We start from the raw sequence: 11,745 nt of genomic DNA, 5'->3' as shown, positions 1-11,745 counted from the left end.
CCGGGCGGCCCTGTCCATACTGGAAACGGCTGAAACACCCGGGGAGGTCGTTCACCTGCCCTTCACCTGGCACGAAGCGCCCGCCGAAACCAAGTGGCACCCGCCTGAAATTTCACCGGTTATCAAGCTCTACCTGGCGGAAATCAAAAAAGCCGGGGCCGAAGCGCGAAAGTAGCGGCGGCCTCACCGGGCTGCCGAGGCCCCGAAAAGCTCCTTGGCATGGTAAGAGCTGCGCACGAAGGGGCCGCTGGCCACCTGGGCAAAGCCCATGTCGAGCGCCTTTTTGCGCAGCGCGTCAAACGCTTCGGGTGCGATGAAATCCACAACCGGAAGATGCGACTGGGACGGCTGCAGATACTGCCCCAGGGTCAACAGGCTGCACCCGTGGCCCAGCAAATCCTGCAAGGCCCGATCTATTTCGTCACGCGTTTCCCCCAAACCCAGCATTAATCCGGATTTGACCGGAAGCTCGGGACGGCTTCGACGGGCACGCTGCAGCAGTTCCAACGACCGTTCGTAAACCGCCTGGGGCCGAACCCTTGGATACAGTCTTTTGACGGTTTCCAGGTTGTGATTGAGGACGTCGGGCCCCGCCTCGAGAACCCGTTCCAGGGCCATGCGGGATCCCTGAAAATCCGGTATCAGGACCTCCACGAGGGTCCCGGGATTGACCTTTCGAATACCGGCGATGGTGGCGGCGAAATGCGCGGCGCCGCCATCGGGAAGGTCGTCGCGCGTGACCGACGTCACCACCACGTAGTCGAGGTTGAGGGTCTGAACCGCTTCCGCAATCCGATCGGGCTCCTGCGGATCGGGCGGACCGGTGGGGGCCTGTTCAACGGCACAAAAGCGGCAATTGCGCGTGCACCGGGACCCCATAATCAGGAAGGTCGCCGTTCCCTTGGAAAAGCACTCCCAGAGGTTGGGGCACTTGGCCTCCTGGCAGACGGTGTGCAGGCAGTTTCGGTCCAGCAAGCGGCGCACATTTTCATAGGCTTTGCCCGTGGGCATCCGCCGTTTCAGCCACGCCGGCTTCCGTCTTGCATGTATGGCACCGCGATCAGTCATGCACCCACCATACCAGTATTCGGCTTCGATTTCTAACCTTTTTCCTCTGCGCTTTTGCAAGGCCGATGTGACCCCGAACCACGGCTGAAAACACCGATGAGTGTAATGGTCTAACCATTTAGACTAAAGCCGCCGATGCACGAGAAAGAACGGCTACGCGGACGGCACAGAATGTCCTTTTGCCTTGACTTTTGAGGCGGTTTAGTCAATGGTTAAACCATTATGTTTAAAGCCGCCTCCCAAAACCGAATTTTCCAGGACATCGTGGACCAGATTCAGGAGGCCATTCTGGACGGACGATTGAACGCCGGCGACACCCTGCCTTCCGAAAGGGACATGCGGACGATGTTCGACACCAGCCGGGGAACGCTGCGCGAGGCCCTGCGGGTGCTGGAAGAAAAGGGACTGATCAAAATCAAGCTTGGTGTGGGTGGCGGTTCTGTGGTAAAAGCTGTGGGTAGGGATAAAATCAGTGAAAGTCTCGGGTTGCTGATCCGCACCCAGCGGGTGTCCCTGAACCACCTGGCCGAGTTCCGGGAAGCCGTGGAGGGCAGCATCCTGGCCCTGGCGGCCGAAAGGGCAAGCCCGGAAGACGTGGAGAAGCTGAAAGCGCTGCTGGAAAAGGCGCGGGTGTATCTCGGCAAGGGGACGGCGGCCCGCGACGACTTTATCGACACCGACATCCGAATTCATCTGTTGCTGGCGGAGATAACCGGAAATCCGATCTACGTTTCCCTGATCCACTCCGTGCACCGGAACATCCACCAGTATTACGACCGGTTCCTGTCCATGGGCCCATCCGACCTGAGGGAAAACTATCAGGACCTGAAAATCATGATCGAGGCGGTGGAAAAAGGCCATGCCAACCAGGCCCGCATCATCGCCCAGAACCACATACACCGTTTTAACCGCCGCATGAAACAAAAGGCGCAGGAGGAACCCCGCCATGACTGACTTTACGCTGGAAGAAATCAAAGGCCTCTCGTATGAGCGCCCGGCAATCGACCGGGGCTATGCCAACCAGACCCTGTACGTCGACATCGGCGAGCCGGACATCGCCGTCAAGCCGCTTGCGCCGCCGATGAAAGACATCTTCATCGGCGGCAAAGGCTTCGACCTGTGGCTGCTGTGGCACGCCGTCACCCCCGACACCCGCTGGAACGACCCAGAAAACACGGTCTGCATCGCCTCGGGCCCCATGGGCGGCACCCCCTCCTATCCGGGTTCGGGCAAAAGCATTGTCGCCGCCATCTCGCCGGTCACGAATTCGGTCATGGATTCCAATGTGGGCGGCTACTTCGGGCCTTACCTTAAATTTTCCGGATTCGACGCTATGGAAATCCAGGGGAAATCGAATCGGGAGGTGGTCATCCTGGTGGACGGCATCGACCAGAGCGTCAAGGTATTCGCCTCCAAGGGCCTGCCGACGGATGCCTATGCCCTGTCAACAACGCTCACCGACCACTTTGCCGACGGCAACCCCCGCAGCATCTCGGTGGTTTCAACCGGACCGGGGGCGGCCCACACCGCCATGGGATGCCTCAACTTCACCTGGTACGACAACAAGCGCAAACGCGCACGCTACAAACAGGCCGGCAGGGGCGGCCTGGGTTCCGTTTTTGCCGACAAGGGAATCAAGGCCGTCGTCGCCCGCTGGGGCTCGGTATCACTGGATTCTAACCACCCCGCGGACCTGGAAGCCCTGCGCAGCGTCGGCAAGGCCTACTCCAAGGAGATTGTGGCCCTGGACCCCAAGCAGAACCAGATGTCCAAGATCGGGACCACCCACCTGGTTCCCATCATGAACGACTTCGATCTGCTCCCCACGCACAACTTCAAATTCGGACAGCACAAACACGCCGGTCTCATCGGCAAAGACGTCTATAAAGACATCTTCGACCCGGGCTTCGACGGCTGCTGGATGGGGTGCACCGTGGCCTGCTCCCACGGGGTCAAGGATTTCGTCCCCCTGACCGGCGACTACGCGGGACAGAAGGTATATGTGGACGGGCCGGAGTATGAAACCATCGCCGGGTGCGGATCCAACCTGGGGGTTTTCGATCCCTTCTTCATTGTGGAAATGAACTTTTACTGCGATGCCTACGGGCTGGACACCATTGCCGTGGGAACCAGCATCGCCTTTGTCATGGAATGCTTCGAGCTGGGGCTGATCGACAAAAAAGCCACCGGCGGCCTGGATCTGAGCTTCGGCAATCGCATGGGCGCCCTCACCCTGCTGCACCAGATGGCCCAAGGCGAAGGGTTCGGCATGATCGTGGGCCAGGGTGTGCGTCGCATGAAAAAGGTGTTTGCCGAGTCCTTCGGCGCCGATGCGGACATCATGCGGGACATCGGCATGGAATCCAAGGGCCTGGAGTTTTCGGAATATATGACCAAGGAATCCCTGGCCCAGCAGGGCGGCTACGGCATGGCGCTCAAAGGCCCCCAGCACGACGAGGCCTGGCTGATTTTCCTGGACATGGTGCACAACTACATGCCCACCTTCGAACAGAAGGCCGAGGCGCTTCACTGGTTTCCCAATTTCAGAACCTGGTTCTCTCTGTGCGGCCTGTGCAAGCTCCCCTGGAACGACATCGTGCCCGAAGACAACAAGGATGAGAAGGAACCGGCCAAGGTCATCAAGCACATCCGCTGGTATGCCCAATATTTCAGTGCCGTCACCGGCCGGCAGGTAAGCCCCGAAGACCTCATCCCCATGAGCGAAGCGGTTTACAATTTCCAGCGTCTTTTCAACCTGAGAATGGGGTTCGGCCGCCGCGAGCATGACACCATCCCCTACCGCGCCATGGGGCCGGTGACGGTCGAGGAGTATGAATCACGTCAGGAGCGCTACGACGACCAGCTGAAAGAAAAACACAACACCGACATCGAAGGAAAATCGAGTGCGGAAAAGGTCACCCTGCTGCGCGAGTTCCGCGAACAGCAGTATACAAAACTGCAGGACGCCGTCTATGCAAGAAGGGGCTGGACCCCCGACGGTGTGCCCACCCTGGAAACGGTCAAACGCCTGAAGATCGATTTTCCGGAAGTGCTCGAGGTGCTGGAAGCCAGCGGCATAACATCGTGAGCCGCGCAAAAAGCGTCGGATGAAAAGAACCATGATAACCCTGAACGATGACCAGATTCCCTGGCGGGAAGGCATGACCGTTGCCGACCTCTTGAACGGCCTCGACGATCCCCACCCCTATGCCGTGATAAGGGTCAACGGCACATACGTGACCAGGCCTCGTTTCGACACATACCGGATCCCCGACAACGCCGACATCTACCTGATACCCATGGTGGCAGGCGGTTGAAGAAAATGGGGCCCGCGAACGCCCCCGCCGTCTTACCTGCGGGGGCGTTTTCCCCTTCGTCGAAATCTTTTAGGCAGAAGGCAGCTTATAGTCGGCGAATTCGGACCGCAGCTTGGTTTTGAGGAGCTTGCCGGTGGCCGTGTGCGGTAGTTCGTCCACAAAAACCACATCATCCGGAAGCTGCCACTTGGCCAGCGATCCTTTGAGGTGATCGATTACCTGCTCCTTGGTAACATCGGCACCTTCCTTTTTAACCGCCAGCAGCAGGGGTCGCTCGTCCCACTTGGGATGGGGAACGGCGATCACGGCGGCCTCGGCGATGCCGTCACACCCGACGGCCTCGTTTTCAACGTCGATCGAGGAGATCCACTCGCCGCCCGACTTGATCACATCCTTGGAACGGTCGGTAATCTGCATGTATCCGTCCGGGTCGATGGTGGCCACATCGCCCGTGTCGAAGAAGCCTTCCTCGTCAAGAATGTCGCCACCCTCCCCCTTGAAGTAGCCGGAGGTAATCCAGGGGCCCCTGACCATCAGGTTTCCGAAGGCCTTGCCGTCCCAGGGAAGTTTTTTCCCTTCCGGGCCGACGATCTTCATGTCCACCCCGTAAACGGCGCGTCCCTGTTTCAGAGACAGGTCGATTTGCTCTTTTTTGGAAAGTTTGGCGTGCTTTTTCTTCAGGTTGCAGGCCGTACCGATAGGGCTCATCTCCGTCATACCCCAGGCATGGATCACATGGACGCCGTAGTCATTTTCAAACGTTTCGATCATGGCCCGCGGTGCGGCCGCGCCGCCGATGACCGTGCGCTGCATGCTGGAGAGCCGCTTGCCGTTCTCCTTCATGTAGGCCAGCAGCATCATCCAGATGGTGGGCACACCCGCCGAAATGGTGACGCCTTCGCCCTCCATTAGGTCGTAGAGGGATGCGCCGTCCATTTGTGAACCGGGCATCACCATTTTGGCGCCGCACATGGCCGACGCATAGGGGATGCCCCAGGCATTGACATGAAACATGGGAACCACGGGAAGAATGGTTTCGGCATTGGACAGCCCCAGGCCGTCCGGCGTGCACACCGCATAGCTGTGAATGACGGTCGAACGGTGGGAGTAGAGGACGCCTTTGGGGTTGCCGGTCGTGCCGGAAGTGTAGCACAGCGAAGAGGCCGTCCGCTCGTCGAACAGCGGCCACGCGTAGTCGTCGTCGGCCGTGGCCATCAGCGTCTCGTAGCAGATGGTATTGGAAAGGGAGGTCTCCGGCATGTGCTCCTCGTCGGTCATGACGATGAAACCCTTGACATTCGGCATTTTGTCTCCCAGTTTTTCAAACAGCGGGACGAAGGTCAGGTCTGTAAAAATATACTTGTCCTCGGCGTGGTTGACGATATAGATCATCTGCTCCGGAAAAAGACGCGGATTGATGGTGTGGCAGACAGCCCCCATACCCGAAACCGCATAATAAATCTCCACGTGGCGATAGCCGTTCCAGGCCATGGTGCCGATGCAGTCCCCCTGCTGAATGCCAAGCTTTTCCAGGGCTTTGGCCAATTTGCGCGACCTTGCGGCACAGTCCTTATAGGTGTAGCGGTGAATGGGGCCTTCGACGGTACGCGACACGATCTCTTCATCAGAGTGATTCACGGCCGCAAACTCGATCAAATCTGAAATCATCAAGGGGCGATCCTGCATTAATCCGTACATTGTTACCCTCCTCTTCTTCATTTAACTTTGGCTGATAATCTGACAGTCAGAACGGCGAACACCACGCAAATTACATTTTTATGGGGAATTGCGCAAGCATCTTCACCGCTATTTATGAAACTTCGAGCCACTCCTTCCTGATGGACTCGTTGGACTTCAAATCACCCGGCGTGCCCTCGAAAACGATGGTCCCATGTCCCATGATGTACAGGCGCTGTGAGATTTTCAGGGCAATGCTGAGCTTCTGCTCCACCAGCAGCACCGAAACCCCTCTTTGGGCGATCTCCTGGATCAGCTCCCCCACCTGTTCCACCAGTTTGGGCGCCAAGCCTTCGGTAGGCTCGTCGATCATGATAAAATCCGGATCCCCCATCAGGGTGCGGCAGATGGTCAGCATCTGCTGTTCCCCACCCGATATCAGCCCACCGTGGACATTGGAGCGTTCGCCCAGCCGCGGAAAAAGGTTGAACACGTCCTCGACGGTCCAGCGCCCTTCCATCTTTGCACTCTTGGCCCCTAATTGGAGGTTCTGCAGGACCGTCAGGCCGGGAAATATCCAACGATCCTCGGGCACGAAACCGATGCCCCTGCGCGCGATCAAATGGGGTTTCAGCCCTGCGATCTCCTCGCCCTTTAATAGGATCGATCCCCTGGGCGGCACCAGCCCCATGATGGTCTTACAGGTCGTGGATCTTCCCACGCCGTTGCGCCCCAGCAGGCTGACGATCTCTCCCTCACCTACTTTTAAATTAACGCCCTGGAGGATGTGGCTGCGATCGTAATAGGCGTGCAAATCCCTGACTTCCAGCATTTAGGCCACCTCCTCACCCAGATAGGCTTCCTGAACCTGACGGTTGTTGCGGATATTGTCCGGGGTATCCGAGGCGATAATTTCGCCGTATACCAGCACCGAAATGCGGTCGGCCAGGTTGAAGACCACGCTCATGTCATGCTCCACGACCACCAGGGTCTTGTTTTCGGTGACGCTGCGGATCAGTTCCACGGCCCGGTCGGTTTCGCTGTGGCTCATCCCGGCGGTGGGTTCGTCCAGCAGGACCACGTCCGCCCCGCCGGCAATGGTGATACCGATCTCGAGGGCCCGCTGCTCGGCATAAGCCAATTCACCGGCCGCGATGTTCCTGCGGTCGGCCATGTTGATTTTTTCAAGCAGCGCATCCGTTTGCTGATTCAGCCGTTTACGGGAACCACAATGGTGCCAGAAAGAATACTTGTACTTCAGGGGCCACAACAGGGCACAGCGTATGTTCTCGAATACGCTCATCCTGGGAAAAATGTTGGTGACCTGAAAGCTGCGCGACAGGCCCAGCCGGTTGATTTGGTGGGGGGTACGATTGGTGATGGCCTGCCCCCGTAGCCTGATCTGCCCGCTGCTGACTTCATAAAAGCCGCTGATGAGATTGAACAGCGTCGATTTGCCGGCACCGTTGGGACCGATAATGGCGTGGCGCTCGCCGTTCTGAACGGACAGATCAACCCCGTTGATGATCTTGGTTTTGCCGAAGCTTTTGTGGATGTCGATCAGCTCCAGAGCCGCTTGCGTCATGATGCGGATTCCTTTTGCTTGATTTGGTTGGCGGCGCTTTGCCACGCCCTGCTGACAACTTGCCGGTTCTTGAGAAAAAGTAAAAACCCGCCGATGGTTAAGGCCAGGGAGATTACCCATGGCGCCAGGGACTGGACATAGAATTCGATGCCGAACAGCGACATGGGGTCTTCGGGTTTGATGCTCAACGACAGGTGGTAGAGAATCTCGATCAGGGACATGCATCCCATGAACAGGATGATGACCGGACCGGCCATGACCGCATAGGCCTTGAGCACGCCCCCCATGACACGCCCCTTGATCAGCGGTTTGTGCATCATGATCAGGCTGGCCATGCCGCCCGGCACCCACAGAATCATGGCGATGAACATCAGGCCGTAGTAGAGCACCCAGGCGTGGGTGACATGGGCCAGCATCAGTTCCATCAGGGTGATGAGGATGGCCCCCAGAATAGGACCGAAAAAGAATCCCGTGCCGCCGATGTAGGTCATCATCAGGACATTGCCGGATGGGATGGCCCCCACGATCTCCGAGGTGACGATTTCATAGCTGATGGCAAACAGCCCGCCGGCGATACCGGCAAAAAAGGCCGCCAGGGAACACTGGATGGTGCGCACGATGTGGGCGTTGTAGCCCACGAAAGACGCCCGTTCGGGATTGTCCCTGACCGCATTGGCGACGCGCCCCAAAGGCGTCTGGGTCAGCAGGTACATGAGCCCGGCGCTGGCCAGCATCCAGAAAGCGATCAGGTAGTACACCTCGATCTTCTGGCCGAACCCAAAAGGAGTCAGGGTAATCTCGGCCATGCGGTCGCCGGAAATGCCTTGCTCCCCCCCGAAAAAGCTGGGCAGCATGAGGGAACTGGCCGCAATCAGCTCCCCGATGCCTAAGGATATCAGCGCAAAGGGCGTACCGGCCCGGCGGGTGGACACGTAACCGAAGACAATGCCGAAAATGAGACCGCCCAGACCGCCGACCACCGGCAAAAGTTCCAGGGGCAACGGCAGCACACCGTCATTGACAAAATTGAGGGCGTGCATGGTGATGAAGCCGCCCAGACCGAAATAGACGGCATGGCCGAAGGAAAGCAATCCCGTCTGGCCCAGGAGCATGTTGTAGGAAAGGGCGAAGATGACCATGATGCCGATTTCGCTCAGCAAGGTGAGCATGAAACCCGATCGAAACGCGATGGGAAGCAAGGCCACCAGCAAAGCGGCGCTGCCCCACAGCGCCACCGTCGACAACCAGGTTTTGGAAGCGAATTTTTTTCTCATGTTTCACGCGTCCCCATAAGACCCTTGGGCCTGAAAATTAACATTAACACCATAAACACATACGGTAGAATAGGGCCTGTGTGGGAAATCTGAATGCGGAACAGGTCTTTAAGAATGCCGCTTTCGAAATCAGGTGACGCGCCGAACAGGGCAAACAAGTCGGTAAGAGAAACCTCCAGGCCCACGGCAAACGTCTGGATGGTCCCCAAAAGCAAGGAGGCCACAAAGGCGCCGGTCAGCGAGCCCATGCCGCCCACCACCACGACAACGAACACGATGGGGCCCAGCATGCGCGCCATTCCAGGGTCGGTGAGGAAATAGTTGCCGCCGATCACCCCGGCCATGCCGGCCAGGGCGCACCCGCCGCCGAACACCAGCATGAACACCGCGGGAACATTGTGCCCCAGGGTGCTGACGCCCTGGGGATGCGTCAGGGCGGCCTGGATGATCAGGCCGATGCGCGTGCGGGTCAGCACCAGGAAAAGCGCCACGAACATGCACACGGCCACCAGCAGCATAAACCCCCGGTACATGGAAAAATCGGTGGCCCAGAGGGTAAGCAGCGGCACATCCAACAGCTCGGGAACGCGGTAGTCCATGGCATTGCGCCCCCAGATGAGGATCACCGCTTCCTCGATCAGAAAGGCCAGCCCCACGGTGAACAACAGTTCGGCCACGTGACCGTATTTGTGAACCGTGCGCAGGCCGAAGCGCTCCACCAGGGCACCGAGCACGCCGATCAATAGCGGCGCCACGATCAAGGCAGGCCAGAACCCTACCCAGGCGCTGATCTGAAACGCGAAATAGGCGCCCAGCATGTAAAACGAGGCGTGGGCAAAATTGAGCACCCCCATCATGCTGAAAATCAGCGTCAGGCCGCTGGAGAGCATGAACAACAGCATGCCGTAAAGCAGGCCGTTGAGGAGAGAGAATACGATGTATTCGACCATATCGTTCCCTTTCATTAGAAACAACCGGCCTTGTTTTAAGCCGGTTCGATTTTCCCATCAATCCGGGGTATGAACACCTTGGGTGCGGAAACCTGTTTCTAATGTCAATGATTGATCAGGTTCCGTACCTTCCTGGAACCCGCATCATCAGCGAAGATGAATGCCTCATGCTTGGTTGTGCTCCTCTGATATGAAATTGATGGCAACCGGCATAGGCGATAATGTGTCCCTAAGAACCGAAGCAGGCCGCCCGCCGCGTGTTCCCCTAAACGGACGACCTGCATCGATGATTTTATATCAGAATCTAATGTTAGGGTCTTTCCATTTTGCAGACGGTGGGCCGCATGGTGGTCTCGGTGTCCACCTTCATGTCGGTCCGCCACCCCAGGCCGGTCTGCTCTACATCAAATTTGACCTTGTCACCATCAACCTTGACCATGGTGGAAATGAACATGGGCTGATACAGCTGGTGGTCGTCGGCACGCATGATGACTTTGCCGTAAAGGGTCTCGTATTCCATGCCCTCCAGGGCATAGGCCACGGCTTTCGGGCTAGTGGAGCCGGCCTTGTCAAAGGCTTTGGCCACCATTTCCATCATGGTTTGGATGCGGCCGTAATACCAGTTCAGGCGGGCGTTGTTGCCCACGGCATACTGTTCCTGCCATCCGAGGTAGAACTCTTTGTCCGCCGGCTTGTTCTGTTCGTTCCAGAGGTTGTTGTGCCATTCGGTGACCTGCTTGATGCGGTTCTCACCGGCCGCGCCGATGCCGGAAGGCGCTCCCAGACCGCCGCCGTAAAAGGTGTAAAATTCAGCCTCGAGACCGGCTTCCTTGGCTGCTTTAGCCAGCAGCTGCATGTCAGCGCCCCAGTTGCCGGTGACCACGACCGTGGCGCCGGAGGCCTGTATTTTGCTGATGTAGGGCGAGAAGTCCTTGACTTTTCCCAGGGGATGGAAGGTGTCGCCCACAATCTCGATGTCCGGGCGTTTTTCCTTGAGCATGGCCTGGATGACCTCGCTGCAGGAATGTCCGAAAACATAATCCTGGTTGATCAGATAGACCTTTTTTATTTCCGGCCGGGATTTGATGTGTTCGGAGATGGCGTCCATTTTGATGGCCACATGCGCATCGAAGCGGAAGTGCCAGAAGCTGCAGCCTTCCTCGGTAAACGCGGGGGTGACCGCGGCGTAGTTGAAGTACAGGACCGGGTCGTCCGGGTTGCGCTTGTTGTGCTTGTTGACCGCCTCGATCAATGCACCGGCCACACTGGAACCGTTGCCCTGAGTCACGAAGCGGATGCCCTGATCGATGGCGTTTTGCAGGTTGACAAGTGCTTCCTTGGCACTGATCTTGTCGTCAAAGGGCACAATTTCAAATTTCTTGCCCCCCAACACGCCGCCAGCAGCGTTGATGCGATCGGCCATGTATTCAAAGTGCTTGTGGCCGGCATCACCGGTACTGCCGAAAGGTCCGGTCAAGGGATCTATGTAGGCGATCTTGATGGTGTCGGCTGCGGTTGCCGGGCCAACGAGGAACATGAACATCGCGATACCTGCCAGGATATAACACAATTGCTTGCATTTCATAACGGCCTCCTTGCTTCTTGAATTGCCATTTATCTGGTTTTGGGTAAACGGACGATCTTGTCTATCACCTCCTTCTTTTTTACAGGTTGATTTTTATCTTAAAAGGGGAAACAGATCGGTTGGTCCATCTTTAATAATGGCTGCATCATTTTCTGTCAAGGCCTTTGAAATCAACACCACTTGTTCACCCTGCTGAATTCACCCCCGGCACCAAACGGAAGAAGGTGTTGCAAAATTCAACGGATCCGGTAAGGTAAACCCTCATTGTACAAATGGGCTAGATGTGGAC

10 protein-coding genes are annotated in these 11,745 nt (G+C 57.5%); 3 read left to right on the top strand and 7 right to left on the bottom strand.

The window, feature by feature from the left end:
- Window positions 1-183 precede the first annotated feature (183 nt).
- Window positions 184-1,068: a lipoyl synthase gene (gene lipA, locus LJE94_05875; protein ID MCG6909638.1), complete on the bottom strand. Its 885-nt coding sequence runs from the start codon at window positions 1,066-1,068 to the stop codon at window positions 184-186.
- Window positions 1,069-1,290: 222 nt separating this feature from the next.
- On the opposite strand from lipA, the gene LJE94_05870 reads away from it, so the two are divergent.
- The 3 genes from LJE94_05870 to thiS are packed head-to-tail and all read left to right on the top strand — an operon-like array spanning window position 1,291 to window position 4,385.
- Entirely contained in the window at window positions 1,291-2,022 is a 732-nt protein-coding gene (locus LJE94_05870) for a FadR family transcriptional regulator (protein MCG6909637.1), read from the top strand.
- Complete coding sequence (locus LJE94_05865; protein ID MCG6909636.1) at window positions 2,015-4,156, top strand: aldehyde:ferredoxin oxidoreductase; 2,142 nt, start codon at window positions 2,015-2,017, stop codon at window positions 4,154-4,156. Before LJE94_05870 ends, LJE94_05865 begins: the two co-directional genes overlap by 8 nt.
- A gap of 31 nt (window positions 4,157-4,187) precedes the next feature.
- The gene (gene thiS / locus LJE94_05860) at window positions 4,188-4,385 is read left to right on the top strand and encodes a sulfur carrier protein ThiS (GenBank protein ID MCG6909635.1); all 198 of its coding nucleotides are present in this window, start codon (window positions 4,188-4,190) and stop codon (window positions 4,383-4,385) included.
- 69 nt (window positions 4,386-4,454) lie between these two features.
- Here thiS and LJE94_05855 read toward each other — a convergent pair whose 3' ends face one another.
- From LJE94_05855 to LJE94_05830, 6 genes are all read right to left on the bottom strand, one after another.
- Window positions 4,455-6,083 carry a long-chain-fatty-acid--CoA ligase gene (locus LJE94_05855; protein MCG6909634.1) on the bottom strand — a complete coding sequence of 543 codons (1,629 nt, stop codon included), beginning with the start codon at window positions 6,081-6,083 and terminating at the stop codon, window positions 4,455-4,457.
- Between the two features lie 112 nt (window positions 6,084-6,195).
- Window positions 6,196-6,894, bottom strand: coding sequence for an ABC transporter ATP-binding protein (locus tag LJE94_05850; GenBank protein MCG6909633.1), 699 nt, complete (start codon window positions 6,892-6,894; stop codon window positions 6,196-6,198).
- Complete coding sequence (locus tag LJE94_05845) at window positions 6,895-7,647, bottom strand: ABC transporter ATP-binding protein (protein MCG6909632.1); 753 nt, start codon at window positions 7,645-7,647, stop codon at window positions 6,895-6,897. It abuts the gene before it with no gap.
- The gene (locus tag LJE94_05840; GenBank protein ID MCG6909631.1) at window positions 7,644-8,921 is read right to left on the bottom strand and encodes a branched-chain amino acid ABC transporter permease; all 1,278 of its coding nucleotides are present in this window, start codon (window positions 8,919-8,921) and stop codon (window positions 7,644-7,646) included. Before LJE94_05840 ends, LJE94_05845 begins: the two co-directional genes overlap by 4 nt.
- Window positions 8,918-9,871, bottom strand: a complete 954-nt coding sequence (locus tag LJE94_05835) for a branched-chain amino acid ABC transporter permease (protein ID MCG6909630.1) — start codon at window positions 9,869-9,871, stop codon at window positions 8,918-8,920. The genes LJE94_05840 and LJE94_05835 overlap by 4 nt, the downstream gene beginning before the upstream one ends.
- A gap of 310 nt (window positions 9,872-10,181) precedes the next feature.
- Entirely contained in the window at window positions 10,182-11,456 is a 1,275-nt protein-coding gene (locus tag LJE94_05830) for a branched-chain amino acid ABC transporter substrate-binding protein (GenBank protein MCG6909629.1), read from the bottom strand.
- Window positions 11,457-11,745 lie beyond the last annotated feature (289 nt).

This window comes from Deltaproteobacteria bacterium, assembly GCA_022340465.1.
Classification (GTDB): domain Bacteria; phylum Desulfobacterota; class Desulfobacteria; order Desulfobacterales; family B30-G6; genus JAJDNW01.
The sequence above is the reverse complement of the archived record's forward strand: the minus strand, read 5'-3'. Positions and strand labels throughout refer to the sequence as shown.